Here is a 25,591-nt window from a genome sequence, read left to right as displayed (position 1 = left end):
AGGCTGGATCGCCGCCGCGCGGCCTGCAAGACTGGTTGGCGATGGCCGCCCCCGCCGACGACCCGCTCGCGCAGCTCGCCGAGCAGCTCGAGCGGCTCAGCAGCGCCAACCTCGCCCTCGGCGAGGCCGCCGAGCAGCTGATCGCCCACGCGCGCGAGGAGCGGATCGCGCTGCGCGAGGCGGCGCGCGAGGCCCGCACCGCCGCCCGCGCGGCGGCCGCGGCGAGCGCCCGCACCCATGCGCTCGCCGACGACGGCGACCGCTAACGGCTCGCGCGCACCCGGAACGGCGCCGACGCCATCACGCGGCATCTGTGCCGGCAGGCGTAGGCGACGTAGCGTCCCGGGCGCACCGCTCTGAGGATCGTGATCGGCGCGACGAACTCGCCGGCGCGGTCGGTGTCGGCTCTGCCGATCCGCGTCCGGGCGCCGCCGGGCGGGCCGGCGAGCAGGACGACGCGGGCCCGCGGCGCGAAGCCGCTGCCGTGCAGCACGACGGTCCCGCCCTGACGAGCCGCTCTCGGTCTGACCGTCATCGACGGCGCCTGCGCGGCGCGTCTGGCCGCCGGGGCGACGGCGACGGTCGCCGCCCAGCCGCATGCGGCGGCGAGCGCGGCGGCGACGGCGCCGGCGACGATCCTCCGGCCCATCCACTGCTTCTCGGTCGAGCGCGACATCCGGCCGATCCTATGCCGAACGCGCGGGACGGCCCAGCGACCTGGACGGGCAGACGACCGGCGACGCGCCGACGGCGGCCCGCAGGCCGCCGTCGTCGCACCGCTCCTCAGCTCGCGGCCGAGCGCTCAGCCGCCGGCGACCGCCGGCAGGATCGTCACCTCGTCGCCGTCGGAGACGGTCGTCTCGAGGCCGTTGAGGAAGCGGATGTCCTCGCCGCCGATGTAGACGTTGACGAAGCGGCGCAGGCCCCCGTCGTCGGCGATCCGGTCGCGCAGCTCGCCGAACTGGACGTACAGCGCGTCGAGCACCTCGCCGACCGTCCCGCCCTCGACCGAGGCGGTCGCGGCGCCGCCGGTCGCGGCGCGCAGCTGGGTCGGGATCTTGACCGTGACGGCCATCAGGCTGCGACCTCCGCCGGCAGATCGACCTTCTCCTCGAACGACTCGTATCTGGCGTCGATCTCGTACGCCTCGAAGGTCCCGCGCACGACGTCGAGCGTCTTCAGGCCCTCGCCGGTGATGATCGCGACGACTCTCTCGTTCGGGTCGATGTCGCCGCGCTCGGCCAGCTTCTTCAGCACGGCGGTCGTGACGCCGCCGGCCGTCTCGGTGAAGATGCCGGTCGTCTCGGCGAGCAGCTTGATCCCCTGGCGGACCTCGTCGTCGCTGACGGCGTCGATCGCGCCGCCGGTCTTGCGCGCCAGCTCGACGGCGTACGGGCCGTCGGCCGGGTTGCCGATCGCCAGCGACTTGGCGATCGTGTCCGGCTTGACCGGGCGGCAGATGTCGGTCCCCTCGGCGAAGGCGGTCGCGACCGGCGAGCAGCCGGCAGCCTGCGCGCCGTTCATCGTCGGCACCGCGCCCTTGACCAGACCGAGCTCGATCCACTCCTCGAAGCCCTTCGCGATCTTCGTGAAGAGCGAGCCGGAGGCGATCGGGCCGACGATCCGGTCGGGCACCGCCCAGCCGAGCTGCTCGGCGATCTCGTACGCGATCGTCTTGGAGCCCTCGGCGTAGTAGGGCCGCATGTTGATGTTGACGAAGGCCCAGTCGTGCTCGCCGGCGACCTCGGTGCAGAGGCGGTTGACGTCGTCGTAGTTGCCTCTCACCGCGACGAGGTGCGTGCCGTAGACGCCGGTCGCGAGGATCTTCTGCTCCTCGAGATCGGAGGGGATGAAGACGTAGGAGTCGAGGCCGGCCGCCGCGGCGTGGGCGGCGACGGCGTTGGCGAGGTTGCCGGTCGAGGCGCACGCGACGACCTCGTAGCCGAGCTCCTTCGCCCGCGCGAGCGCGACGGCGACGACGCGGTCCTTGAACGAGTGCGTCGGGTTCGCGGCGTCGTTCTTGATCCAGACCTCGCCGAGGCCGAGCCGCTCGGCGAGCCGGTCGGCCTTCAGCAGCGGCGTCCAGCCGGCCGGGAGCAGGCCCCTTGGGGCGCCGTTCGCGAGCGGCAGGAAGTCGCGGTAGCGCCACAGCGAGTGCGGGCCGGCCTGGATCCGGCGGCGCAGCGCGTCGGCGTCAATCTCGGCCGGGGGCGCGTAGGCGACCTCGAGCGGTCCGAAGCAGCGCTCGCAGACGTACTTCGCCTCGAGCGGGTAGACCGTCTTGCATTCCTTGCACGTCAATGACTCTGGCGGCATATGAAAAAACCTCCGCCGGGGTCCGTGGGCAGAGGTTGGAGAAACCGCCGAACCACATCTCCCAGGCTTGTTGCTTGCCTGTTGGACTTGGCACCTTCCCCTTGCGGGGGGTTGCCGGGGTTTCGTCGGGCCAATTCCCTCCACCCCTCTGGATGCGTACTGCTATGTGGCCGCCGAGTATACGCAGTCGTGTGACGGAGTCGCAACGCGACATTCCGGAAAACGCCGCCGCCCGAGTAGAATCCCTGCCGTGCCGTACGAGACGACCGACGTGAGCGACGAGCCGCGAAGTTCCCATGCCGAGCTTGCCCAAGCCTCGTTTCGTTCGCGTACCCCGCGGCCGCGGACCGGTCGCGGCCCCTCAGGTCGAGCCTGAGAGCAGCGCGCCCCAGATCCTCGACGGCAGGGGCGTCCGCTGGATCAACATCGAGCAGCCCCAGCACAGCCATCGCGGCTGGCTGGAGGAGCGCTTCGACTTCCACGCGCTCGCCTACGAGGACGTCTACTCGCGCAACCAGCGGCCGAAGATCGACGAGTACGACGACTACCTCTTCATCGTCCTCTACTTCCCGCGCTTCGACAAGCAGGTCGGCCGCCTCAACGCCGCCGAGCTCGACCTGTTCGTCGGGCCCGACTTCCTCGTCACGCTCCCCAACCAGCCGCTGCAGCCGGTCGAGTGGCTGTTCGAGCGCTGCCGCGCCAACGACGAGCTGCGCGAGAGCTGGTTCTCGAAGGGGACCGGCTACCTGCTCTACAAGATCATCGACGCCTGCGTCGACGCGAGCTTCCCGATGCTCGCGAAGATGGGCAACAAGCTGGAGCGGATCGAGGACGAGATCTTCGCCGGCAACTCGGCCGAGGTCGTGCGCGACATCTCCAACGTGAAGCAGGAGATCATCAACTTCCGCAAGGTCGTGCGGCCGCAGCGCGCCGTCTTCGGCGACCTCGAGCGGACCAAGCAGCGCTACCTCGCCGACGACCTCGACGTCTACTTCGACGACATCAACGACGCCTCCGAGCGCGTCTGGCAGATGCTGGAGACCTACAAGGAGACGGTCGAGGCGCTCGAGGCGACGAACGAGTCGGTCCTCTCCCACCAGCTGAACGACATCCTGCGCGTGCTGACGGTCCTGAGCGTCGTCTTCCTGCCGCTGACGCTGATCGCGTCGATCTTCGGCATGAACGTGAAGGTCCCGGGCGAGGGCAGAATCGAGCCGTTCTGGGTCGTCGTGACGCTGCTCGTGCTCGTCGGCGTCGGGATGCTGGCCTTCTTCCGCAAGCGCCGCTGGCTGTGACGCGCCCGGTGCGTAACGGCTGCGCCGCGGCGGAGTAAGAAGGTCGTGGCCGCCACTTCCTTCGACTCGCTCGAGCGCCTCGCGGAGACGTTCGGGTCGACGAAGCCGAGCAAGCGCATGCTCGTGATCGTCAACCCGTACGCGACGACGGTCTCGGAGCGACTCAAGCACCTGGTCGTCTACGCGCTGCAGGGTCGCTACCAGGTCGATTCCGTCGAGACGCAGGCGCGCAACCACGCCACCGAGCTGTGCCGCGAGGCCGCGCAGGAGGGCTACGACGTCGTCTGTGCCTTCGGCGGCGACGGCACGGTCAACGAGGCCGCCAACGGCCTCGCCGGCTCCGAGACTCCGCTGACCTGCCTGCCGGGCGGCTCGACCAACGTCTTCGCGCGGATCCTTGGGATACCGAACGACGTCGTCGACGCGACCGAGCACCTGCTGCGGCTCGCCGACGAATGGAGCCCGCGCGCGATCGACCTCGGCGTCGTCGACGACCGCCGCTTCCTCTTCACCGCCGGGATCGGCCTCGACGCGAGCGTCACCGAGCGGGTCGACGCCAAGCCGCGCCTGAAGGCGAGATTCGGCCCGTGGTTCTACTCGGTGGCGGCCGTCTCGGCCTTCAACCGCAACTACCTCGTGAAGCCCCCGCGGCTGGTCGCCGAGGTCGGCGGCGAGCGCGTCGAGGGCGTCACCGCGATCGTCCAGAACACGACGCCCTACACCTACTTCTCGCGCCGTCCGATCGACCTCGCGGAGGATGTCGCGCTCGACGACGGCACGCTCGCCGGCGTCGTGCTGAGACGGGCGAGCCTGGTCGACATGCCGACCGTCACCTGGCGGGCGCTGTCGCACAGAGCCCGGATCGTCAAGCACCGCCGCGTCGCCGCCTTCTCCGGCGCCGAGGCGTTCACGATCCGCTCGCTCGACGCGCGGGGCCTGCCGCTCCAGGTCGACGGCGACTACCTCGGCACGGTCCCCGCCGCCGAGTTCCGCATCGACGCCGGCGCGCTGCGCGTCGTCGCGTAGCGCGGGCGCTCAGGCGCCCGCGCCGGGCGTGACGCGGTAGGCGTCGAAGACCGCCTCGATGTTCCGCAGCCGGGTGATCGTCGAGTCGAGCGTCTTGGTGTCGGCGACCTCGACGACGAACCGATTGCGGATCATCGGCGGGTTCGACGAGCAGCGCGCATCGACGATGTTGATGCCCGCCTCGCTGAACGTGCGCGCGAGGTCTTCCAGGAGGCGGTGCCGATCCCAGCCGTCGATGTGGATCTCCACCTTGAACGACGTCGCCGCCTCCCCGTCCCAGGAGACGGGCGTGAAGCGGTCGGGATCCTTGCGCAGGACGCCGACGTTGGGACAGTCCTCGCGATGGATCGTGATCCCGCGGCCGAGCGAGACGTAGCCGACGATCGGGTCGCCGGGGACCGGGCGGCAGCACTTCGCCAGCCGCAGCATCACGTCGCCGACGCCGTCGACCGAGATGCCGAACTTCGACGAGGAGGTCGTCGGCCGGCGCTCGCGCTGCGGGCTGGTCTTCAGCAGGTCGTCGGCGGCGGTCGGCGTGCCGTCGGCGGCCTCGCCCTGCTTCAGCCGCTGCATCACCTTGTTGACGACCGTTCTGGGCGAGACCTTCGCCGCGCCGAGCGCGATGTAGAACTCGTCGCCCTTGCGGAAGCCCATCTCGCGGATGATGTCGGCCAGCAGCGGCGAGCCGACGACGCGCTGCGCCGGCAGCCCCTGCTTCTTCAGGTGCTCCTGCAGCAGCTCGCGGCCGGCGTGCTCGGTGTCCTTGCGCGATTCGCTCTTGAACCACTGCTTGATCTTGTTGCGGGCGCGGGTCGTCTTCACCAGCGCCAGCCAGTCGCGCGACGGGCCGCGCTCGCGCTTGGAGGTGAGCACCTCGACGATGTCGCCCGACTTCAGCGTGTACGAGAGCGGGACGATCTTGCCGTTGACCTTCGCGCCGACGCAGCGGTGGCCGACGTCGGTGTGGACCTCGTAGGCGAAGTCCAGCGGCGTCGCGCCGGCGGCCAGCGACTTCACCTCGCCCTTCGGGGTGAAGACGAAGACCTCGTCCTCGAAGAGGTCGACCTTCAAGGTGTCCATGAACTCCTTGGGGTCCGACATCTCCTGCTGCCAGTCGAGCAGGCGGCGCAGCCACCTCAGCTTGCCGTCGCCGTCGTTGGCGGTCGGGTCCTGCTTGTAGATCCAGTGCGCGGCGATGCCGAACTCGGCCATGTCGTGCATCTCGCGCGTGCGGATCTGGATCTCCAGCGGGCGGCCCTCGGGCCCGATCACCGTCGTGTGCAGCGACTGGTACATGTTGAACTTCGGCATCGCGACGAAGTCCTTGAAGCGGCCCGGAAGCGGCTTCCAGAGCGAGTGGATGACGCCGACGGCCCCGTAGCAGTCCTTCACCGAGTCGACGATCACGCGCATCGCCGTGAGGTCGTAGATCTCGTTGAACTCGCGGCCCTTTCTCGTCATCTTCGAGTAGATCGAGTAAAAGTGCTTCGCGCGGCCGGAGATCTCCGCCTCGATCCCGAGCGCGTCGAGCTCGCGCGCCAGGTAGGCGCCGGCCTCGTTGACGTAGCGCTCCCGCTCGGCCCGCTGCTGGTTGACGAGCCCCTTGATCTCCGCGTACTTGCGCGGATGCAGCGTCGCGAACGCGAGGTCCTCCAGCTCCCACTTGATCGCGTGGATGCCGAGGCGGTGCGCGATCGGGGCGTAGATGTCGAGCGTCTCCTTCGCCTTCTCGATCTGCTTCTGCTTCGACATCGCCTCGATCGTGCGCATGTTGTGCAGGCGATCGGCGAGCTTGATCAGGATGACCCGGATGTCGGAGGCCATCGCGACCATCATCTTGCGGTAGTTCTCGGCCTGCGCCTCGTCGCGTGAGGAGAAGGTCAGGCCGGTCAGCTTCGTGACGCCGTCGACCAGCCCGGCGATCTCCTCGCCGAACTTCTCGCCGACGTCCTCCAGCGAGGCGGAGGTGTCCTCGACGGTGTCGTGCAGCAGCGCTGCGCAGAGCGTCTCGGTGTCGAGGCGCATGCCGGCGCAGATCTTCGCGACACCGACCGGGTGGTTGATGAACTGCTCGCCCGACTTGCGGCGCTGGTCGGCGTGGTGCTCGCAGGCGTAGACGAAGGCGCGCTCGACCTTGTCGCGGTCGATCGGCTGCGGGCTGCCGGCGGCGTGCTCCTCGACGATCGCGAACAGGTCGCCGAGCAGCTCGCGCTCGCTCGGCGACAGCTCGGCGCGCTCGACCGGGCTGGCGACGAGCGGGTGGTCGACGCCGTCGACCGGCATGCGGCCGCCGCCGACCGCGTCCTCGGCATGGGCGACCGCGCCGTCGCCGTTGGCGGCGCCCTTGGCCCGCGTCAGCCGGTGCGTGCGTCCGTTGGTGTCGTCTCGAGCAGGAATCGCTGGCCGTCCTCGTATCGCTCCGTCGCGGCCCGGTGGATCGCGGAGCGCTCGAGCGCGGTGCGCTCGGCGTCCAGGACCCTCAGGGCCTGCAGCTCCCGGTCGAGGCTGACGAGCCCGAGCTCCTCGAGGACGCCGACCAGACGAGCGGCGAGCGCCGCCGACCGTCCGTGTCCGTCCCCGCGGAGCAGACGCCCGAGCTCCTCGCCGGCCGCGCCGCCGCGATCCCGCAGGACCCGGTAGAGCGGCACGAGCGAAGCACGGATGCCGTACTCCGACTCATGGATCTGCACAGCAAATCGTAGCTCAGCGTCGCCCCACGCCAGATGGGCGTAGGTCTGACCCCGTGCCGGAGCCCCGGCGCGCAGCCGCTCCTCCTGCGCCGGCAGCGCCGGCGGATCGAGCGCGACGAGGTGGTCGAAGCGGTCGGCGAGCGCCGGATCGCGCTCCAGCGCCGCCCACGAGCAGAGCGCGAAGCCGCCGACGCGCGCCGCCAGGCCGTCGACGCGGCGCGGCACGTCGGCGACGAGCGCCAGCACCGACGCGCCGCCGAGCACCAGGTCGCTGAGGATCGCCGCGCCGCCCTCGCCGCGGCGGTCGAGCAGCCGGCGCGGCGGCGCCGCCGGGCCACCCGGCCCCGCGGCGAGCGGCCCGCCGTGCGGGGCGCCGAGGCCGCCGCCGACCGCCGTCATCCCGCCGACCGGCACCGCCGCCGGCACGGGCGCGCCGCCGGAGGCGCGCAGGCGGTCGACCTCCGCGAACACGGCCGCCAGCCACGCGGCCGGCTCGGCCGGGTCGCCGCCGAGCAGCTCGATCGCCGCCGGCGCGCTCGGCGCCGCGTGGCGCAGCAGCAGGCGCGGCTCGACGGCGCCGTTCCACTCGTTGCGCTCCAGCCGGAAGACGACGTCGGCCGGGCAGTCCTCGTCGACCGGGAGGCGGCCGTCGCAGCCGAAGGAGACGGCGCGGCAGCGGACGCCGCCGCTCTCGACGGTGAAGCGGGCGTGGCGCCCCTCCTGCCCCATCGGCCGCACGTCGACCAGCTGCGCCGCGGGGACGAGCAGGTTCGGCCGCGGATTGCCGATCCCGCACGGCTCCAGCCGCGCCAGCTCGTCGGCGAGGTCGAGCCCGAGCGCGCGGCCGCCGACGACGGCGTCGACGCGCTCGACCGGGACGAGGTCCTCCGCGGTCAGGACCGCGGCGGCATGCGCCTCGAACGCCTCGCGCAGGGCGTCGACCCGCTCCGGCGAGACCGTCACGCCGGCGGCGGCGCGATGGCCGCCGTAGCGGTCGAGCAGCGGCGCGGCGGCGTGGAGCGCGCCGAGCAGGTCGAAGCGCGGTATCGAGCGGCCCGAGCCGGTGGCCGGTCCGCCGTCCCGGTCGAGCGCGATCAGCAGGGCGGGGCGGTTGGTCCGCTCGACGACTCTGGAGGCGACGATCCCGATCACGCCGGGATGCCAGCCCTCGCCGGCGAGCACGTACGCCGGCCGCTCCCCCAGCTCTCGCACCTGCTGCTCGGCCTCCCACAGGATCCGCTGCTCGGTCAGGCGCCGCTCGGCGTTGGCGTGGTCGAGCTCGTCGGCGATCGTGCGGGCGCGCGCCTCGTCCTGCGTCAGCAGCAGCTCGACGCCGGCGTCGGCGCGGTAGAGGCGGCCGGCGGCGTTGATGCGGGGCGCCAGGCGGAATCCGACCGCGCCGGCGTCGAGCCCGCTCGGATCGAGTCTCGCCACCCGCATCAACGCCCGCAGCCCGGGCTTGCCGGTGCTCGCCAGCGCCCGCAGCCCCTCCCGCGCCAGGCGGCGGTTCTCGCCGCGCAGCGGCACGAGGTCGGCGATCGTCGCGAGCGCGACGAGGTCGAGGTCGTCGTCGGGCGACCAGCCGTCCGCGGCGAGGCCGTCGGTCGCGCGGTGGAGCGCCTGCGCGAGCTTGTGCGCGACCGCGCCCGCGCAGAGGTCGGGGCAGGGATAGCCGCAGATCGCCGGATGGACGATCGGCGCGTCGGGCAGCCGCCCGTCGGCGCGCGGCTGGTGGTGGTCGGTGACGATCACGTCGATGCCGGCGGCGCGCGCCTGCGCCACCTCCTCGACGGCCGTGATCGCGCAGTCGACCGTGATCAGCAGCCGCGTCCCGCGCTCGGCGAGCCGTCCGACGGTCGCCTCCGAGAGGCCGTAGCCGTCGTCGATGCGGCTCGGCAGGAACCAGTCGGCGTCGGCGCCGAGCGCGCGCAGCGCCCGCAGCAGGATCGCGGTCGCGCAGACGCCGTCGACGTCGTAGTCGCCGTGGACGGTGATGCGGCTGCCGGAGCGGACGTGGCCGAGGATCGCCTCGACGGCGACGTCGATGCCGGCGAAGGCGCTGGGATCGTGCCGTTCGTCGGCGGCGAGGAAGGCGCGCGCCGCCGCCGGGTCGGCGTGGCCGCGGCGGACGAGCACCTGGGCCAGCGCTCGGCTGCAGCCGAGCGCCTCGCGCAGCGTCTCGACCGCGAGCGGGTCGCACGGGGCCAGCTCGATCCGTCGCGCCGGCGGCGCCGCCGGCGGCGCTCCCGTGACCGTCGCGCTCGGCGCGGGCGGTGAGACGGGAGGCGGCAGCGTCGCGGACACGGGTTCAGGGTTATCGATCGACCAGACGGAACGGCGAGGGCGCAGCGCGCGGGCGGCGCGGCGTCTCCTCGTCGGCGGCGGCCGACCGACGGCGCCTCCGACAGGCGGGACAGCCGCACTGTACGCGGCCGGGGAGGCCGATAGCCTCGCGCTCGTGCCCGAGCTCGCGATCCGCAGCCTGACCGACGCCGACGCGGGCGCCTGGGACGAGTGCATCGACGTCGCCTTCCACGAGGCGACGCCGCCCGCCTCACGCGAGCGCGGGCGGTCGCTGATCCCGCCGGAGCGGACGGCGGCCGCCTTCGACGGCGAGCGGCTCGTCGGCACCTCGGGCGCCTATCCGCAGCGGCTCTCGATCCCCGGCGGGGAGCTGCCGTGCGCCGGCGTGACGGTCGTCACCGTCCTCCCCACCCACCGCCGCCGCGGCATCCTCACGCGGATGATGGCGCGGCTGTTCGAGCAGGCGCTCGCCGCCGGCGAGCCGATCGCCGCGCTGTGGGCCGCCGAGGGCGGGATCTACGGCCGCTTCGGCTACGGCGTCGCGGCCCGCACCGCGACGATCGAGCTCGACGGCGGCAGTCCGCCGCCGGTGCGGGCCGACGCGCCGGCGGTGGAGCTCGCACTGCTGCCGCTGGAGGGCGCCGCGCCGCTGCTCGCGCCCGTCTGGGAGGCGCTGCGGGCCCGCCGCGCCGGCGTCCCGGCGCGCGCCGAGGCGTGGTGGCGCCGACGGGTGCTCGACGATCCCGAGCACGAGCGCGACCGGCGCCGCCCGAAGCGGCTCGTCGTCGCGCGCGACGACGGCGGCGCCGTCCGCGGCTACGCGCTCTACCGCGCCCGCGGCCCGGAGGGATCGACCGTGCTGGAAGTCGACGAGCTGATCGCGCCCGACCCCGTGGTAGAGGCGGCGCTGTGGGGGTTCTTCTGCGGCGTCGACCTCGTCGAGCGGGTCAGAGCCGAGCTGCGGCCGGTCGACGATCCGCTCCCCTACCGCCTCGCCGACTTCCGCCAGGCGCGCACGACCGTCGTCGAGGACGGCCTCTGGCTGCGCCTGCTCGACCTGCCCGCGGCGCTCGCGGCGCGCGCGTACGCGACCGGGCTCGACATGACGATCGCCGTCGCCGACGCCCGCCTCCCGGCCAACGACGGCACCTGGCGGCTGGAGGCGTCGCCCGGCGGCGACGCCCGCTGCACGCGGAGCGACCGCGCGCCGCAGCTCGCGCTCGACGTCGCCGCGCTCGGCGCCGCCTACCTCGGCGGCACCCCGCTTGCCCGCCTCGCCGACGCCGGCCGCGTGCGCGAGCTGGAGCCGGGCGCGCTCGCGCGGCTCGACCTCGCGCTGCGGACCCCTCGCGCGCCCTGGATCCCCGAGATCTTCTAGCGGTCGCGCCCGCTCCGGCGGCGGCCGTCGCGACGACGCGTGCGGCCGGGCGCGGCCCGCCGCCGCGACGCGCTCCCGAAACGACGACGGCCCGCCGGATGGCGGGCCGTCGATGCAGCGTGTGCGCGCGTCCGGCGCCGCTCAGAGGCCGTAGCTGACGCCGGCCTTTCTCTCGCGCCGCAGGCCCTCGAAGTAGCAGGCGGCGAGACCGAGCGCACCGCCCGGGATGCCCTCGGCGGCGGTCATGATCGACACGTCGTCATTGCCCGGGATCGAGAAGCCGTTGACGACGAGGCCGAAGACGATCGCGCCGAACATCGCGGCCAGGAAGGCGCCGACGATGCCGCCCCAGAAGTGGTCGGGGATGAAGACGGTGAAGTGCCAGACGGCAAGTCCCATCATGACCCAGCACAGCATGCCCATCAGCGCGGCCTCCCGTGGCGGCGACGTCGCGTGCTCGGTCTCTTCGGCTCCTTCAGCACGCCTTCGTTCTCAGGTTCGTCGGGCGCACGCCCGTCTGCGTCGAGCTTCGGTCTCGGCTTCGGCTTGCGCTCCGGCGGAGCGGGCGCCGCGGTCGCGCCGCGCGACCTCCGCGGCGGGCGGGTGATCGCCGCCGGGCTGTCGTCGACGTCGAGGTCGCGCTTCATCTCCTCGAACTCGTCGGCGGAGACGCGCCGCTCCGGGTCGTCGGGCGCCGTCAGGCGACCGCGTCTGCGGACCCTTCTCTCGGGCTCGACGTCGGCGCTCGTGAGCGCGTACGCCGGCACGACGCCGCCGTTCTCCTCGGCGATGCGCCACCGCCGCGCGGCGTAGACCGGCTCGCGCTCCTTCCAGTGCCACAGCACCGGACCGGCGATGAAGACCGACGAGTACGCGCCGGAGAGGACGCCGACGAACAGCGCGAAGGCGAAGTCCTGGAGCGTCTCGCCGCCGAACAGCAGCAGCGCGAGGATCGGCAGGCCGGTCGAGAACGAGGTCGCCAGCGAGCGCGTCAGCACCTCAGACATCGAGCGGTTGACGACCTGCGAGAAGGCGGCCCGCGGCATCCGCGGCATGTTCTCTCGGATGCGGTCGAACACGATGATCGTGTCGTAGAGCGAGTAGCCCAACACGGTGAGGAGCGCCGCGACCGTCGACGCCGTCACCTCCCGGCCCGTCAGCGCGTAGATGCCCGACACGATCAAGATGTCGTGCGCGACCGCGATCAGCACCGGCACCGCGAATCTCCACTGGAAGCGGAGCGAGAGATACGCGGAGATCACGAGCAGCGAGGCGATGATCGCGACGATCGCGCTGTTGGCGACGGTCTTCCCGAAGGTCGGTCCGACCGACGAGCTGGAGAAGTTCGAGACGCCGCCGAAGTCTCTCTCGAGCGTCGCTCTCAGCTGCGCGACCTGTCTGGGCTCCAGCTGCTCGGTCGAGATCTGTATGACGTTCGGCCCGAGGTCGGCGTTGGAGACTCTCTGGATCTTCGCGTCGGTCGCGCCGAACGCCTCCAGCGACGAGCGCACCTGCTCCTCGCTGGCCGGTCTCACGAGGTTGGTCGTGATGCGCGTGCCGGAGGTGAAGTCGATGCCGAAGTTGAGCCCCTTGGAGCCGATCGCCAGCGCGCAGATCAGGAGGATCACGCCGGAGATCGAGAAGAACCACTTGGAGAGGCCCATGAAGTCGGCCTTCCATCTGTGGCCCTCGCCGCTGGCGCCGAGCGCCGACGGCCGCCCGAGCAGTCTCGTGCGGCCCATCGTGACGAGTATCGCCTGGGTCGCGAGGACCGCGGTGAAGAGCGAGACGAGCGTGCCGACGCCGAGCGTGAAGGCGAAGCCCTTGACGCCCGCGGTCGCGAGCATGAAGAGGATGAACGCGACCATCACGGTGACGACGTTGGCGTCGATGATCGCCGTCAGGCCCTTGCGGTAGCCGGCGGAGATCGCGACCGGGATCGAGCGCCCGGCGCGCACCTCCTCCTTCACGCGTTCGAAGATGACGATGTTGGCGTCTGCCGCGACGCCGATCGTGAGGATCGTTCCGGCGATGCCCGGGAGGGTCATCGTGATCGGGACGAGCTTGACCAGCGCGAAGAAGTAGGCGCCGTAGATCAGGAGCGCGACCGTCGCGATCACGCCGAGGATCCGATAGAAGGTTATGAGGAAGAGCGCCACGAGGGCGAGGCCGACGAGGCCGGCGACCATGCCCTCGTCGAGCGCCTGCTTGCCGAGCGTCGCGGAGACCTGCGACTGCGAGATCAGGTCGAGGCCGATCGGGAGCGCGCCGAGCTTCAGCAGGTTCGCGAGGTCCTGCGCGCTCTGGATCGTGAAGCCGCCCTCGATGATCGCGCCGTTCTCGCCGTCGATGCCGTCGGGCAGGCGCTGCGGGTCGATCGAGGCGACCGAGATCAGCTTGCCGTCGAGCGCGACCGCGAAGTGCTGGGCGACCGCCTGCGAGCTCATGCCCGGCAGGGCGAGGCTCTGGCCGCGCTGCGAGATCTCGCGGGTGACTCTCTGGAAGGCGTCCTTGCCTCTGTTGGTGAATCTGAACTCGACGTCCGGCTGCTGGAGGTCGTTGAAGCCCTGGGTCGGATCCTTGATGTCGTTGCCCGACAGCGCGACGTTGTCTCTCAGCACGTAGAAGCGCGCGATCGGGTCGTCGGGCTCGACCGTCTGGCCGGCGTTGGTCGACGTCGCCTGCAGCACGACCCATCCCTGCGGCACCTCGAGCAGCTGGCTGCCCTCGGGCAGCTCTCTTCTCTCGATCGCGGAGAGGACGTCTCTCTCGGACTTCTCCGGGCCGGCGAGGTATCTGTCGTCTCTGTCGAAGAGGTAGTACGCCGTGCCGGAGCGCGAAGCGTTTCTCAGGTCCTCGCTCGGTCTCTGTCTCGCGGCGAGCTGGACGGCGTCGTAGAGCGTCTGGCCCTGAGCGCTGCTGCCGCCCTGCTGGGAGATCGCGACGGCCGTCGAGTCCTGCGCGTTGAGCAGCGGCGCCACGAATCTACCGTCCGGCGTGAGGACGTTCTCCTCCCAGTCGTAGAAGAACAGCTGGGCCGGCGTGCCGACCTGGTTCTTCGCGCGCTCGATGTCCTGGACGCTCGGGAGGCCGACCGAGATCTGGTCGCTGCCGGCGCGCTGGATCTCCGGCTCGGCGACGCCGAGCTGGTCGACGCGCTCGCGGATGATGTCGACTGCGCGGTCGATCGACGCGGCGTCGACCGTCGGGACCTGCGGCGTGGGCTGGCCCTGGTAGACCAGCTCGACCCCGCCCTCGAGGTCGAGGCCGAGTTTCGTGTCCTTCGTCGCGATGACGATGCCGGATGCGGCGAGCAGTCCGACGACGAGGAGCAGGATGAAGCCGGTGCGGCGACGTTCGTTCATTGGTCGGTGATGCTACTTGGACGGAGTGAGCACGAGCAGCAAACCGCCGTCGTCGTCGTATGCGGGAAAGAGGTCCGCGACGGCGTGCGCCGGCAGGTCGCCCTCGGCGTGGACGGTCACCGGTCTCCCTAGAGCGCGCACGCCCCATTCGAGCACGGTGCCGACGGGATCCTCCCCGCCGTCGCCGAAGTCGAGCCCGAGCACCTCGCGGACCGAGCGGCCGATGACCCTCTCGTCGTCGAGGCCGGTCAGCTCGAAGGAGCCGCGGCCGCAGCCGATCACCCGCCCCTCTCTGTCGCAGACGAAGAAGGCGGCGTTGGGCGCCGGGTAGTAGTCGTCGAGCAGCTCGAACAGGAAGCCGAAGCCGCACTTCGCGCATCCCTTGGGGACGCGGCTGAAGCCGGCGGTCCGGTCCGTCTCCGACGTGCGGGTGCCGCAGTTCGGGCAGATGAAGAGGTGGGCCATCTCGAGGCTTAGGATACGTGGGTCGGACTGAAGCGCGGGTTGGGAACCGATCAAGGAAACCTAAAGCCGGACCCTCACGAATCCGAAGTTCGGCGCGCCCCCTGTGATCGCGTCGCCGCGCTGGCCTGGGACCGACTCCCTCAGAACAGCTTGACGCCTTCCGACGGAGGGTCGATGCCGAGGTGGCGCCAGGCGCGGACGGTCGCGACGCGGCCGCGCGGCGTGCGCTCGATCAGGCCCCGCTGGAGCAGATACGGCTCGTAGACGTCCTCGATCGTGTCCTGCTCCTCGCCGACTGCGACGGCGAGCGTCGACAGCCCGACCGGTCCGCCGGAGAACATCTCGCAGATCGCGCGCAGCAGCTCGCGGTCGAGCCGGTCGAGGCCCTCGTGGTCGACCTGCAGGAGGTCGAGCGCATGTGCGGCGACCTGCTCGGTCACGACGCCGTCGCCGCGGACCTCGGCGTAGTCGCGCACGCGCTTGAGCAGGCGGTTGGCGACGCGCGGCGTGCCGCGGCTGCGGGCCGCGATCGCGATCGCGCCGAGCGGGTCGATCTCGATCCCCAGCAGGTCGGCCGAGCGGGTGACGATCCTGCCGAGGTCGTCGGCGTCGTAGTGCTCGAGCCGGTGCTGGATGCCGAAGCGGTCGCGCAGCGGCGTCGTCAGCAGGCCGGCGCGGGTCGTCGCGCCGACGAGCGTGAACGGCGGCAGGTCGAGCGTCACGACCCGCGCGCCGGCGCCCTGGCCGACGGTGATCGGCAGCTGGCCGTCCTCCATCGCCGGGTAGAAGGTCTCCTCCAGCGCGCGCGGGAGGCGGTGGATCTCGTCGACGAAGAAGACCGCGCGCGGCTCCAGCGCCGTCAGGAACGCGGCGACGTCGCCCTTGCGCTCGAGCGCCGGCCCGGCCGTCTGTATGAAGGGGACGCCGAGCTCCTCGGCGACGATCTGCGCCAGCGAGGTCTTGCCGAGCCCGGGCGGCCCGGCGAGCAGCACGTGGTCGAGCGCGTCGCCGCGCGCCTTCGCGGCCTCGATCGAGACCGACAGCTGGTCGCGGACCGACTCCTGGCCGACGAAGTCCGCCAGCCGCCGCGGCCGCAGCGAGCGGTCCTGGTCGTCCTCGGGCAGCTCTCCGGGCGTCTGGATCCGCGCCACGCTCATCGACGGGAGGTCCGCAGGGCGTGGGCGATCAGCTCCTCGGCGGTCTCGCCGGGCGCTCTCTTCAGCAGCGCCTCCGCCTCGTCGAGCGAGAAGCCGAGGCCGACGAGGCCGTCGCGCGCGACGACCCGCGGGTCGTCGTCGGCGGCGACGGTGACGCCGGCCTCCTCAGGCAGGGACACGCCGGCCTTCTCGTGCAGCTCGACGATGATCCGCTCGGCCGTCCGTCTGCCGATCCCCGGCACCGCCTGGAAGCGCTTCGAGTCGCCGGCCGCGAGCGCCGCCAGCAGCTCGCGCGTCGAGCCGCCCGAGAGGACCGCGAGCGCGACCTTCGGGCCGACCGACTGGACGCCGAGCAGCATCAGGAAGAGGTCGCGCTCCTCCTCGGTCGCGAAGCCGTACAGCTGGAGCGCGTCGTCGCGGACGATCAGGTGGCTGTGGAGCGTCACCTGCCTGCCGGCGGCCGGGACCTGCCTGAGCGTCTCGCTCGAGACCGCCAGCCGGTAGCCGACGCCGTTGACGTCGACGACGACGTCGCCTCCCGCCGGCGGCGAGGGCCGGCGCCCCGCGACCTCGCCGCGCACGAGCGCGATCACGCGGTCGCCCCCATCGCGGCCGCGAGCGGCGCGCGGTTGGCATGGCAGATCGCGACGGCGAGGGCGTCGGCCGCGTGGTCGGGCCGCGGCAGCTCGGTCAGCGACAGCAGCCGCTGGACCATCTGCTGGACCTGGAGCTTGTCGGCGCGACCGCTGCCGCAGACGGCGCTCTTGATCTGCTGGGGCGTGTAGGAGCTGCACGGGATCTGCTGCTGACCGGCGGCCAGCAGCACGACGCCGCGCGCCTGGCCGACGGCCATCGCCGACCTCGCGTTGGCGCCGAAGTAGAGGTCCTCGATCGCGAGCGCGTCGGGACGGTGCTCGGCGATCAGCTCGCGGAGGCGGCCGTGGATCGTCGCGAGCCGCCGCTCCAGCGCCTGTCCCGCCGGCGTCTCGATCACGCCGCCGTCGAGCGCGACGACGCGCCCGCGCCGTCTCGCGACGACGCCGAAGCCGGTGTTCGCCGTGCCGGGGTCGATGCCGAGGACGATCATGTGTTCGTATTCTGCGGCAGGCCGCGGACGCCTTCCGGCTTGTCCTCGCCGCGCCTGCCTTTGTCCTCGCTCGCTCATGTGCTGGACGCACACCACGCTCACTGCGTCCGCGCCAGGCACGACGATGACTGCGCCGGATCCGAGTTCGTCAGCCTGCGATGCGCTCGAGCACGTCGCCGTCGACGTCGAAGTTGGCGTGGACCTCGTTGACGTCGTCGTTCTCGTCGAGCGCGTCGATCAGCTTCATCAGCTTCGTCGCGCCGGCCTCGTCGAGCGGCACGCGCGTCTTGGGGCGCTGCGTCACCTCGGCGTTCTGGATCTCGATCCCCGCCTCCTCGAGCGCTCTGCGCACGGCCGAGAGGTCGGACGGCTCGGTCAGGATCTCGAAGACGTCGTCGTCCTGGGCGATGTCGGAGGCGCCGGCGTCGATCGCGACCATCAGGTCGTCCTCGCCGTAGCGCTCGGCGTCGACGACGACCACGCCCTGTCTGTCGAACAGGTAGGCGACCGAGCCGGGCTCGCCGAGGCTGCCGCCGTGCTTGGAGAGCAGGTGGCGGACGTCGGCGCCGGTGCGGTTGCGGTTGTCGCTCAGCGCCTCGATCAGCAGCGCGACGCCGCCGGGGCCGTAGCCCTCGTAGAGGATCGACTCGATCGCGTCGGCGTCGCCGCCCTCGCCGGTCCCCTTCGCGATCGCGCGCTCGATGTTGTCCTTCGGCATCGAGGCGTCCTTCGCCTTCTGCACCGCGTTCGCGAGCGAGGCGTTCAGGTCCGGGTCGCCGCCGCCCTCGCGCGCGGCGACGGTGATCGCGCGCGCGAGCTTCGTGAAGGCCGCGCCGCGTCTCGCGTCGACGATCGCCTTCTTGTGCTTGATTCCCGCCCACTTCGAATGTCCGGCCATGTACGTGATTGTATGTGGCCGTCCGACGAAAGTGGTCTGCACTGATGAAGCGCTCCTCCCTCCTCTCCCTGCTCCTCGCCACCGGCGCGCTCGCGCTCGCGGGCTGCGGCGGCGACGGCTCCGGCACCTCGACCGGCGGCTCGAACGCCGGCCGGGCGGCGTCGAGCGGTCCCAAGACGACGGCCGACGGCGGCATCGAGATCGCGATGAAGGGGATCGCCTACTCGCCGCAGACCGTCTCGGTCAGAGTCGGCCAGAGAATCACCTGGGTCAACGAGGACGACGTCCTCCACGACGTCGCGTCGACCTCGGGCGACGAGTTCAAGTCCGAGCTGTACCCGAAGGGCGAGTCGTACTCGTGGACGCCGACCGAGCCGGGGCGGATCTCCTACGTCTGCACGATCCACCCGGGCATGGAGGGCACGCTCGACGTGACCGGATAGCGGCGGCGCGCGGCGGCGCCGTCACGACCACGTCTCGGGATGGTCGCGGTACCACGCGACCGTCCGCTCCAGCCCTTCGTCGAGGTCGACGGCCGGCCGCCAGCCGGTCAGCTCGCGCAGCTTGGAGGGATCGACCCACTGGCGGTCGATCTCGCCGTCGGGCGTGCCGCTGCCGCGCACGTCCGGCGCGACGTCGGTGCCGGCGATGCGGCAGATCCGCGCGACGACGTCGAGGACGGCACGGGGCTCGCCGCCGCCGGCGTTGAACGCCTCGCCGCGGGCGCGCTCCTCCCCCGCCGCCGCGCCGGCGTCGGCGTCGAGCGCGTCGGCGAGCCGCAGGTAGGCGTCGACGGCGTCGCCGACGTAGAGGAAGTCGCGCTCCGGCGTCCCGTCGGAGCGGATCACCGGCGCCCGCCCGGCCAGCGCCGCCGCGACCGCCTCGGGGATCAGCCGCGAGCGGTTGAGGTCGCCGCCGCCGTAGAGGTTGGCGAAGCGCGTGACCGCGACGGGGAGCCGGTAGGTGTGCCAGTAGGAGCGCGCGATCAGGTCGGTCGCCGCCTTGCTCACGTCGTAGGGGAAGCGCGGCTCGAGCGGGTGGTCCTCGCGGTAGGGCAGCGTCGCGCTCGCTCCGTAGGCCTTGTCGGAGGCCGCCACGACGACCCGCTGGGCGCCGTGGAGGCGGCACGCTTCCAGCAGCAGCCAGGTGCCGCGCACGTTCGTCTCGAAGGTCGCCAGCGGCGAGCGGTTGGCGGTGCCGACGATCGTCTGCGCCGCGAGGTGGAAGACGGTGTCGACCTCGTACTCGCCGAGCGCGCGGGCGACGAGGCCGGGGTCGGCGAGATCGCCGTGGACGACGTCGATCCGCCGCTCCAGCGCGCCGAGCAGCAGCGCGCTGCGCGGGGTGCGGTCGCGCTGCAGCACGACGACGCGGTCGCCGCGCTCGACGAGCGCGCGCACCAGCCACGAGCCGAGCAGCCCGTAGCCGCCCGTGACGAAGACCGACCGCGGCACGTCAGCCGGCTCCCGCCGAGGCGGCCAGCGGGGGCGGGCCGCCCGGCGCGTCCTCGTCCGGGAGTCGGACCGCCGGGCGGGGTGCGCGCAGCCACGGGGCGCGGCCCTGGGCCCACAGGTCGTTCAGCAGCACCGCGTCCTTGTACGTGTCCATGCAGTCCCAGAAGCCCTCGTGACGGAACGCGCACAGCTCGCCGGCTTCGGCGAGGCGCTCCAGCGGCTCGCGCTCGAGCACGCTGTCGTCGTCGAGCACCGCGGCGACGCCGGGCTCGAAGCAGAAGAAGCCGCCGTTGACCCAGTGCTCGGAGCGCGGCTTCTCGCGGAAGCCGGTGACGCGCCCGTCGTCGGCGATCTCGGCGACCCCGAACTGCAGCTGCGGCCGCACGACCGTCATCGTCGCGAGGCCGTCGTGCGCCGCGTGGGCCGCGATCAGCGCCCGCAGGTCGACGTCGGCGACGCCGTCGGCGTAGGTGGCGCAGAACATCCGTCTAGGCGCGCAGCCGCTCTCCAGGGCCCGCAGGATGCGTCCGCCGGTCGGCGTGTCGAGGCCGGTGTCGAGGCAGTCGACGACGACGCCGTCGGGCCACGGCTCGGCCGCGGCGAACTGTTCGATCAGCTCGCCCTTGTAACCGGTGCACAGCGTGAATCTGCGGAATCCCGCGGCCCGGTAGAGCTCGATCACGTGCCAGACGATCGGCCGCCCGCCGATCTCCACGAGCGGCTTGGGAATCGACTGCGTCCGCTCCTGCAGACGGGTCCCGCGGCCACCGCAGAGGATCACCACGCTCAGGTCGCCCGGCTCCATGGGCCGGGCATGATGGCAGAGCGACGCTCCCCCCGCGCCCAATACGATGGCGTCGATCATGCGCGAAGTCTCCCCCAACATCTTCAAGGCGTACGACATCCGCGGGCTCTACGAGCAGGACATCGACGGCGACGTCGCCGAGCTCATCGGACGGGCGTTCGCCCACGTCCTCGCCGACCTCAGCGGCAAGAAGGTCACAGCGCTGACGGTCGCGCTCGGACGCGACATGCGGCTCAGCGCGCCGGAGCTCGCGGCGCGCTATCGCGACGGCCTCGTCAGCGAGGGCGTGACGGTCCTCAACGCCGGCCAGGTCGGCACCGAGATGCTCTACTGGCTCGTCGGCTCCCGCGACCTCGACGGCGGCCTGATGTGCACCGCCTCCCACAACCCGAAGGCGTACACCGGCGCCAAGCTGGTGCGCAAGGGCGCGCTCGCGCTCTCGGGCGACAGCGGGATCCAGGACATCCGCCGGCTCGTCGAGACCGGGATCCCCGACTCGCTCGGCGGCGGCCGCTGCGAGTCGGTCAACGTCTACGACGACTTCCAGCAGGCCGCGATGTCGTTCATCGACCCGGCGGAGGTCAAGCCGCTGAAGGTCGTCGTCGACGGCGGCAACGGGATGGCCGGCCCGATGGTCGGGCCGCTGCTGGAGCAGCTCGGGCTCGACCTCGTCACCGCCTACTGGAGACCGGACGGCAACTTCCCCGACCACGAGCCGAACCCGCTGCTGCCCGAGAACCGCGAGTTCATCATGCGCAAGGTCGTCGAGGAGAGAGCCGACCTCGGGATCGCGTGGGACGGCGACGCCGACCGCTGCTTCTTCATCGACGACACCGGCCGCTTCGTCGACGGGGACTTCCTCACCGCGCTGCTGGCCGAGTCGCTGCTCGACAAGCACCCGGGCGCGACGATCCTCTACGACGTGCGCGCCAGCCGCGCGGTCAGAGACCTCGTGCGGGCCCGGCACGGCACGGCGCTGATGAACCGCGTCGGCCACGCCTTCTTCAAGACGCGCATGCGCGAGACGGCGGCGATATTCGGCGGCGAGGTCTCCGGCCACTACTACTTCCAGGAGTTCTACTGCGCCGACTCTGGCACGCTGCCGGCGCTGCTCGTGCTCGAGCTGATCTCCCAGAGGGGCAGAAGACTGAGCGAGCTGCTCGAGCCGTTCCGCGACAGATACTTCATCTCCGGCGAGATCAACAGCGAGGTCGCCGACGGCGAGGCGACGATGAAAGCGCTCGAGCAGCGGTACTCCGACGGCCGCATCCAGCACCTCGACGGCCTCTCGGTCGACTACGACGACTGGCATTTCAACGTGCGCGCGTCGAACACCGAGCCGCTGCTGCGCCTCAACCTCGAGTCGCTCGTCTCGGAGGCCGACATGGCGTCGCGCCGCGACGAGGTCCTCGCGCTGATCCGCGGCTGACGATGGGCGCCGCGGAGCTGGCAGCGGACGAGGCGCGCGCCGAGGCGGCGCGCGCCGGCATCCACGTGCTGCCGATCTCGACGCCGTTCCTCGTCGGGAAGGTCAACCTCTACCTGATCGACGACGACCCGCTGACGCTCGTCGACTGCGGTCCCAACTCCGGCAAGGCGCTCGACGAGCTCGAGCGGGCGCTGGCCGAGCACGGCCGTCGCGTCGAGGAGATCGAGCTGATCGTCATCACCCATCAGCACATCGACCACATCGGACTCGTCGACGTGCTCGCGAGGCGCTCGGGCGCCGAGGTCGCGGCGTTCGACGGCCTCGTCGGCTACCTCGGCGACTACCCGGCGGCCGCCGAGCTCGACGACGAGTTCGCCGTCGCGCTGATGCGGCGCCACGGGATCCCGCCGGACGTCGCGGAGGCGCTGCGCGCGGTCTCGACGGCCTTCCGCGGCTGGGGCAGCGGCTCGACCGTCACGCGCCCGCTCGCCGACGGGGCGCGGCTGCAGCTGCGCGACCGCACGCTCGAGGTCCTCCACCGGCCGGGCCACAGCCCTTCCGACACGGTCTTCTGGGATGCCGAGCGCGAGCTGCTGATCGGCGGCGACCACCTGATCAAGCACATCTCCTCCAACCCGCTGATCGCGCGGCCGCTGACGGCGCCGGGCGAGCCGGTCCCGACTCCGGAGGAGGCGGCGGCCAACCGCCCGCAGGCGCTGCGCACCTACCAGGCGTCGCTGGCGCGGACAGCGGCGCTGCCGGCGCGGCTCGTCCTCTCCGGTCACGGCGACCCGGTCGGCGACCACGCCGCGCTGATCGGCGAGCGGGCCGGGATGACCGACCGGCGCGCCGCCAAGATCCACCGCCTGCTGCAGGAACGGCCGCTGACCGCCTACGAGCTGGCGCAGCGGATGTGGGGCAACGTCGCGGTCACGCAGGCGTTCCTGACGATCTCCGAGGTGCTCGGCCACCTCGACCTGCTGTGCGACGACGGGCGCGTGCGCGAGCTCGACGACGGCTCGGTCGCACGTTTCGAGGCGCTGACCGCGCCCTAACCTCTCATACCGGCGCGTTGACCAGATATGAGCGGTAGCGTCACGTCCGTGATCGCGGACTCCCCCGACGCGACGCAGCTTCCCGTACCCGCGTGCGCTTGGTGCGACGCGCCGCTCGGCCTGTCCGCCGAGGTCGTCGGCGGCCTGCGCCGCTGCGCCAGCTGCGGCTCGCGCACCGGCTCCTGGCCGACTGACGAGGAGCTGGCGGCGCTGCTGGCGCGCACGCCGCAGGAGATCGCAGCGGCGCGACGCTGCGCGCTCGCCGAGGCGCTGCGCGGTCGCGCACGCCGGCGGACCGCCGCGCGCGTCGCCCGCATGGCCCCGCCGGGGCCGGTGCTCGAGGTCGGCAGCGGCGACGGGATGCTGCTCGACGCCCTCCGCGCCACGGGCCGGGTCGCGACGGGGATAGGCCGGCCCTCGACGCGCGCCGACGTCCGCGACGTCGAGATCACCGAGGTCGGCGGCCGCTACGCCGCGATCGTCTTCTGGCAGTCGCTCGGGCGGACGCGCGCGCCGCGGACCTCGCTCGAGCACGCCGCCTCGCTGTTGAAGCCCGACGGGCTGCTGACGATCGCCCAGCCGACGACGGTCGCGCTGCCTTCGATGACGGAGCGCTGGCGCGGCGTCGCGGCGCCGGCGCAGCGGATCCGCATCCCCCAGCGCGCGCTCGTCGAGCGGCTGCGCGCGCTCGGGCTGGAGGTCGTCCACGCCGACCGCATGCGCGCGGGTGCGGGCAGCCGCTTCGGCGCCTGGTCGGCGACCTTCCTCGGCGGGGTCGTCTCCGTCGAGGCGCGGCGGTAGCCGCGGCGCGGCGGGCTCAGCGCTGGCCGGTCGGCTCGGCCGGCCGGCAGGTCGCGTCGACGGTCGCGACCGCCTCCTCGGCGCTGTCGACGAGCGCGATCCGGTCGATGTCCTCGGCGACGAGCTTGCCGGTCGCCAGCAGGCGGTCGCGCAGCCAGTCGAGCAGCGGCTCCCAGAACCAGCGGCCGACGAGCACGACCGGGAAGCGGCGGATCTTTCTCGTCTGGATCAGCGTCAGCGCCTCGAACAGCTCGTCGAGCGTGCCGAAGCCTCCCGGCAGCACCACGAAGGCGCGCGAGTAGCGGACGAACATCACCTTGCGCGTGAAGAAGTAATGGAAGTTGAGCGCGAGGTCGAGGTGGTCGTTCTGCCCCTGCTCGAACGGCAGGTCGATCGTGAGCCCGATCGAGAAGGCGCCGGCCTCCCTCGCGCCGAGGTTCGCGGCGGCCATCGCCCCCGGGCCGCCGCCCGTGATGACGGTGTAGCCCTGCTGGCCGAGCAGCCGGCCGAGCGTGCGCGCCAGCTCGTGCTCGGGGTCGTCGGAGGGCGTCCGCGCCGAGCCGAAGACGGCGATCCCGTCCCTCACCTCGGAGAGCGCGGCGAAGCCCATCTCCAGCTCGCCGCGCATCCGCTCGACGCGCGACGGGTCGGTCGCGACCGTCACCCGCTGGTCGAGCAGCTCCTGGTCGGGCGTCCAGTCGTGCCGACGCGGTCGTCTGCGGTCCTTCACGACTCCCACGCGTGCGGCTTGTAGACCGCTTGCCGGTTGTCGGCGCCGAACAGCATCTGCGGGTCGCCGCACATCTCGACCAGGCGCGAGAAGTTCCGGTCGGTGATGTGGCGGGCGAGCCAGCGCGGGTCGATCGCGCCCGACCCCTCCTCGGCGTCGCCGGTCAGGTCGCAGGTGAAGACGATCGACTTCTCGTTCTCGTAGCGCCCGTTGACGATGTTGTAGAGCTGCTCGAGCACCCAGTCGGTCGGCCGCGCGACCGCGAGGTCCTCGACGTGCAGCAGCTCGACGTTCGTGAGCCGGTCGATCAGGTCGAGCGTCGCGCCCGGCGTGTCGTCGTCGTAGGTGCGGCGGATCTCGTCGAGCAGGCGCGGGCCGGTGTAGATCGCGACCGAGCGGTTGGCGGCGAGCGCCGCCTGCGAGATCAGGTACGCCAGGTGGCTCTTGCCGGTGCCCGGGCTGCCGAGGAACCACATCCCCTCGCCTCTGTCGAGCATCTCGTCGATGCGATCGCAGAAGCGTCTGACGGCGCGCACGACGTCGGGCGCGGTGCGCGCGATCGACGGCAGCGGCTCGCGCTCGAAGCCGATGTTGCGGAAGCGCTTGGGGATCTCGCGCGAGAGCCGTCTGGAGCGGCGGCGCTGCACCTGCTCGGGCCAGCAGCGGCAGCGGTAGCTCTCGTTCGCGTCCCAGTCGACGATCATGCCGCCGCCGTCGCACAGCTCGTACGGGCACGGTGCGACGTAGTTGGACTGCTCGGCTGCCACGGAGTCAGTGAATCACACGGGCGCGCCGGCTCACCGCTCGTCCTCGATCGCGGCGAGATGGGCGACGTTGGCGGTGTCGTCGTCGGCGTCGCTCGGGCCGGCGGCGAACCAGGCGTCGAGGATCTCCTCCAGCTCGGCGTGCGAGGTGGCGCGCAGGCTCAGCGCGAGCACGTTGGCGTCGTTCCAGCGCCGGGCGCCGGCCGCCGTCGCCGCGTCGCCGCAGAGCGCGGCGCGGATCCCGCGGACCTTGTTGGCGGCGATCGAGGCGCCGGTGCCGGTCCAGCAGCAGACGACCGCCTGATCGGCCCGGCCGTCGGCGACGTCGCGCGCCGCCCGCTCGCTCGCCCACGCCCAGTCGGCCCGCTCGCCGGCGGCGAGCGCGCCGTGCGCGACCGGCTCGTGCCCGCGGGCGCGCAGCGCCTCCAGCACGGCCTCGGCCACCCCCGTCCGCTCGTCTGCCGCCACCGCGATCCGCATGGGGCCGAGTATCGCACCGCGCGGCCGGCCGCGGTGCGGCGCGAGGGCTCCCCCGAACCCTCGCGCCGTCGCGCCCCCTCTCTCCCCCGTTC

General features: G+C 72.3%; 25 protein-coding genes and 1 riboswitch. Of the genes, 8 read left to right on the top strand and 17 right to left on the bottom strand.

Translation table 11 applies throughout. From position 1 onward, the window contains the following. Window positions 1-41: 41 nt before the first annotated feature. Entirely contained in the window at window positions 42-266 is a 225-nt protein-coding gene (locus BDZ31_RS14775) for a hypothetical protein (protein WP_183343112.1), read from the top strand. On the opposite strand, the gene BDZ31_RS14770 is transcribed toward BDZ31_RS14775, so the two are convergent. The 3 genes from BDZ31_RS14770 to thrC all read right to left on the bottom strand — a co-directional run bounded on the left by BDZ31_RS14770 (window position 263) and on the right by thrC (window position 2,316). After that, window positions 263-676 (bottom strand): hypothetical protein, encoded by a 414-nt coding sequence (locus tag BDZ31_RS14770; RefSeq protein WP_183343111.1) that lies wholly within the window; start codon window positions 674-676, stop codon window positions 263-265. The genes BDZ31_RS14775 and BDZ31_RS14770 overlap by 4 nt on opposite strands. Before the next feature lie 126 nt (window positions 677-802). After that, window positions 803-1,075 (bottom strand): ubiquitin-like small modifier protein 1, encoded by a 273-nt coding sequence (locus BDZ31_RS14765; protein WP_183343110.1) that lies wholly within the window; start codon window positions 1,073-1,075, stop codon window positions 803-805. After that, entirely contained in the window at window positions 1,075-2,316 is a 1,242-nt protein-coding gene (gene thrC / locus BDZ31_RS14760) for a threonine synthase (protein ID WP_183343109.1), read from the bottom strand. Before thrC ends, BDZ31_RS14765 begins: the two co-directional genes overlap by 1 nt. 51 nt (window positions 2,317-2,367) lie before the next feature. Continuing rightward, window positions 2,368-2,475: riboswitch (SAM riboswitch) on the bottom strand. A gap of 137 nt (window positions 2,476-2,612) precedes the next feature. Here thrC and corA point away from each other — a divergent pair. Together corA and BDZ31_RS14750 are read left to right on the top strand one after the other, a co-directional pair. Further along, on the top strand, window positions 2,613-3,611 hold the full coding sequence (gene corA / locus BDZ31_RS14755; RefSeq protein WP_183343108.1) for a magnesium/cobalt transporter CorA: 999 nt from the start codon (window positions 2,613-2,615) through the stop codon (window positions 3,609-3,611). Window positions 3,612-3,656: 45 nt separating this feature from the next. Then, the gene (locus tag BDZ31_RS14750) at window positions 3,657-4,637 is read left to right on the top strand and encodes a diacylglycerol kinase family protein (protein ID WP_183343107.1); all 981 of its coding nucleotides are present in this window, start codon (window positions 3,657-3,659) and stop codon (window positions 4,635-4,637) included. Between the two features lie 9 nt (window positions 4,638-4,646). Here BDZ31_RS14750 and BDZ31_RS14745 read toward each other — a convergent pair whose 3' ends face one another. Beyond that, on the bottom strand, window positions 4,647-6,920 hold the full coding sequence (locus BDZ31_RS14745) for a RelA/SpoT family protein (RefSeq protein ID WP_246345250.1): 2,274 nt from the start codon (window positions 6,918-6,920) through the stop codon (window positions 4,647-4,649). Between the two features lie 71 nt (window positions 6,921-6,991). Further along, window positions 6,992-9,631, bottom strand: coding sequence for a single-stranded-DNA-specific exonuclease RecJ (gene recJ / locus BDZ31_RS14740; RefSeq protein WP_183343106.1), 2,640 nt, complete (start codon window positions 9,629-9,631; stop codon window positions 6,992-6,994). 154 nt (window positions 9,632-9,785) lie between these two features. Here recJ and BDZ31_RS14735 point away from each other — a divergent pair, with 154 nt between their 5' ends. Further along, the gene (locus BDZ31_RS14735; protein WP_183343105.1) at window positions 9,786-11,009 is read left to right on the top strand and encodes a GNAT family N-acetyltransferase; all 1,224 of its coding nucleotides are present in this window, start codon (window positions 9,786-9,788) and stop codon (window positions 11,007-11,009) included. Window positions 11,010-11,150: 141 nt separating this feature from the next. Here the strand turns inward: BDZ31_RS14735 and BDZ31_RS14730 are convergent, their stop codons facing one another. From BDZ31_RS14730 to BDZ31_RS14700, 7 genes are all read right to left on the bottom strand, one after another. Beyond that, window positions 11,151-11,408 carry a hypothetical protein gene (locus tag BDZ31_RS14730; protein ID WP_246345247.1) on the bottom strand — a complete coding sequence of 86 codons (258 nt, stop codon included), beginning with the start codon at window positions 11,406-11,408 and terminating at the stop codon, window positions 11,151-11,153. A gap of 23 nt (window positions 11,409-11,431) precedes the next feature. Continuing rightward, window positions 11,432-14,374, bottom strand: a complete 2,943-nt coding sequence (gene secD, locus BDZ31_RS14725; RefSeq protein WP_183343103.1) for a protein translocase subunit SecD — start codon at window positions 14,372-14,374, stop codon at window positions 11,432-11,434. Window positions 14,375-14,386: 12 nt separating this feature from the next. Next, window positions 14,387-14,839: a PAS domain-containing protein gene (locus BDZ31_RS14720; protein WP_183343102.1), complete on the bottom strand. Its 453-nt coding sequence runs from the start codon at window positions 14,837-14,839 to the stop codon at window positions 14,387-14,389. Window positions 14,840-14,979: 140 nt separating this feature from the next. After that, entirely contained in the window at window positions 14,980-15,996 is a 1,017-nt protein-coding gene (ruvB, locus tag BDZ31_RS14715) for a Holliday junction branch migration DNA helicase RuvB (protein WP_183343101.1), read from the bottom strand. Continuing rightward, window positions 15,993-16,589, bottom strand: a complete 597-nt coding sequence (gene ruvA, locus BDZ31_RS14710; RefSeq protein ID WP_183343100.1) for a Holliday junction branch migration protein RuvA — start codon at window positions 16,587-16,589, stop codon at window positions 15,993-15,995. Before ruvA ends, ruvB begins: the two co-directional genes overlap by 4 nt. Further along, window positions 16,586-17,083, bottom strand: coding sequence for a crossover junction endodeoxyribonuclease RuvC (gene ruvC / locus BDZ31_RS14705; RefSeq protein WP_183343099.1), 498 nt, complete (start codon window positions 17,081-17,083; stop codon window positions 16,586-16,588). The genes ruvA and ruvC overlap by 4 nt, the downstream gene beginning before the upstream one ends. A gap of 148 nt (window positions 17,084-17,231) precedes the next feature. After that, a complete protein-coding gene (locus BDZ31_RS14700) occupies window positions 17,232-17,981 on the bottom strand; it encodes a YebC/PmpR family DNA-binding transcriptional regulator (protein WP_183343098.1) in 750 nt (249 codons plus the stop codon). Between the two features lie 44 nt (window positions 17,982-18,025). Between BDZ31_RS14700 and BDZ31_RS14695 the strand changes: the two genes are divergently transcribed. Beyond that, a complete protein-coding gene (locus BDZ31_RS14695) occupies window positions 18,026-18,424 on the top strand; it encodes a cupredoxin domain-containing protein (RefSeq protein ID WP_183343097.1) in 399 nt (132 codons plus the stop codon). A 21-nt stretch (window positions 18,425-18,445) separates the two neighbouring features. Here the strand turns inward: BDZ31_RS14695 and BDZ31_RS14690 are convergent, their stop codons facing one another. Together BDZ31_RS14690 and BDZ31_RS14685 are read right to left on the bottom strand one after the other, a co-directional pair. Beyond that, entirely contained in the window at window positions 18,446-19,435 is a 990-nt protein-coding gene (locus tag BDZ31_RS14690) for a GDP-mannose 4,6-dehydratase (RefSeq protein ID WP_183343096.1), read from the bottom strand. 1 nt (window position 19,436) lies between these two features. Further along, window positions 19,437-20,240: a sugar phosphate nucleotidyltransferase gene (locus BDZ31_RS14685; RefSeq protein ID WP_221243088.1), complete on the bottom strand. Its 804-nt coding sequence runs from the start codon at window positions 20,238-20,240 to the stop codon at window positions 19,437-19,439. 58 nt (window positions 20,241-20,298) lie between these two features. Here BDZ31_RS14685 and BDZ31_RS14680 point away from each other — a divergent pair, with 58 nt between their 5' ends. Genes BDZ31_RS14680 through BDZ31_RS26030 form a run of 3 tightly spaced genes read left to right on the top strand, consistent with a single transcriptional unit; the run spans window position 20,299 to window position 23,525 of the window. Continuing rightward, window positions 20,299-21,669 (top strand): phosphomannomutase/phosphoglucomutase, encoded by a 1,371-nt coding sequence (locus BDZ31_RS14680; protein ID WP_183343095.1) that lies wholly within the window; start codon window positions 20,299-20,301, stop codon window positions 21,667-21,669. Window positions 21,670-21,671: 2 nt separating this feature from the next. Beyond that, window positions 21,672-22,724: an MBL fold metallo-hydrolase gene (locus BDZ31_RS14675; protein ID WP_183343094.1), complete on the top strand. Its 1,053-nt coding sequence runs from the start codon at window positions 21,672-21,674 to the stop codon at window positions 22,722-22,724. Window positions 22,725-22,772: 48 nt separating this feature from the next. Continuing rightward, complete coding sequence (locus BDZ31_RS26030; RefSeq protein ID WP_183343093.1) at window positions 22,773-23,525, top strand: methyltransferase domain-containing protein; 753 nt, start codon at window positions 22,773-22,775, stop codon at window positions 23,523-23,525. Between the two features lie 16 nt (window positions 23,526-23,541). On the opposite strand, the gene BDZ31_RS14665 is transcribed toward BDZ31_RS26030, so the two are convergent. Genes BDZ31_RS14665 through BDZ31_RS14655 form a run of 3 tightly spaced genes read right to left on the bottom strand, consistent with a single transcriptional unit; the run spans window position 23,542 to window position 25,499 of the window. Beyond that, window positions 23,542-24,264 carry a TIGR00730 family Rossman fold protein gene (locus BDZ31_RS14665; protein ID WP_221243087.1) on the bottom strand — a complete coding sequence of 241 codons (723 nt, stop codon included), beginning with the start codon at window positions 24,262-24,264 and terminating at the stop codon, window positions 23,542-23,544. Further along, window positions 24,252-25,022 (bottom strand): ATP-binding protein, encoded by a 771-nt coding sequence (locus BDZ31_RS26025; RefSeq protein WP_183343092.1) that lies wholly within the window; start codon window positions 25,020-25,022, stop codon window positions 24,252-24,254. The genes BDZ31_RS14665 and BDZ31_RS26025 overlap by 13 nt, the downstream gene beginning before the upstream one ends. A gap of 30 nt (window positions 25,023-25,052) precedes the next feature. Next, on the bottom strand, window positions 25,053-25,499 hold the full coding sequence (locus tag BDZ31_RS14655; protein WP_183343091.1) for an RpiB/LacA/LacB family sugar-phosphate isomerase: 447 nt from the start codon (window positions 25,497-25,499) through the stop codon (window positions 25,053-25,055). Window positions 25,500-25,591: the final 92 nt, after the last annotated feature.

It is taken from the genome of Conexibacter arvalis, from assembly GCF_014199525.1.
Classification (GTDB): Bacteria; Actinomycetota; Thermoleophilia; order Solirubrobacterales; family Solirubrobacteraceae; genus Conexibacter; species Conexibacter arvalis.
This window is presented reverse-complemented; position numbering and strand designations above follow the sequence as displayed.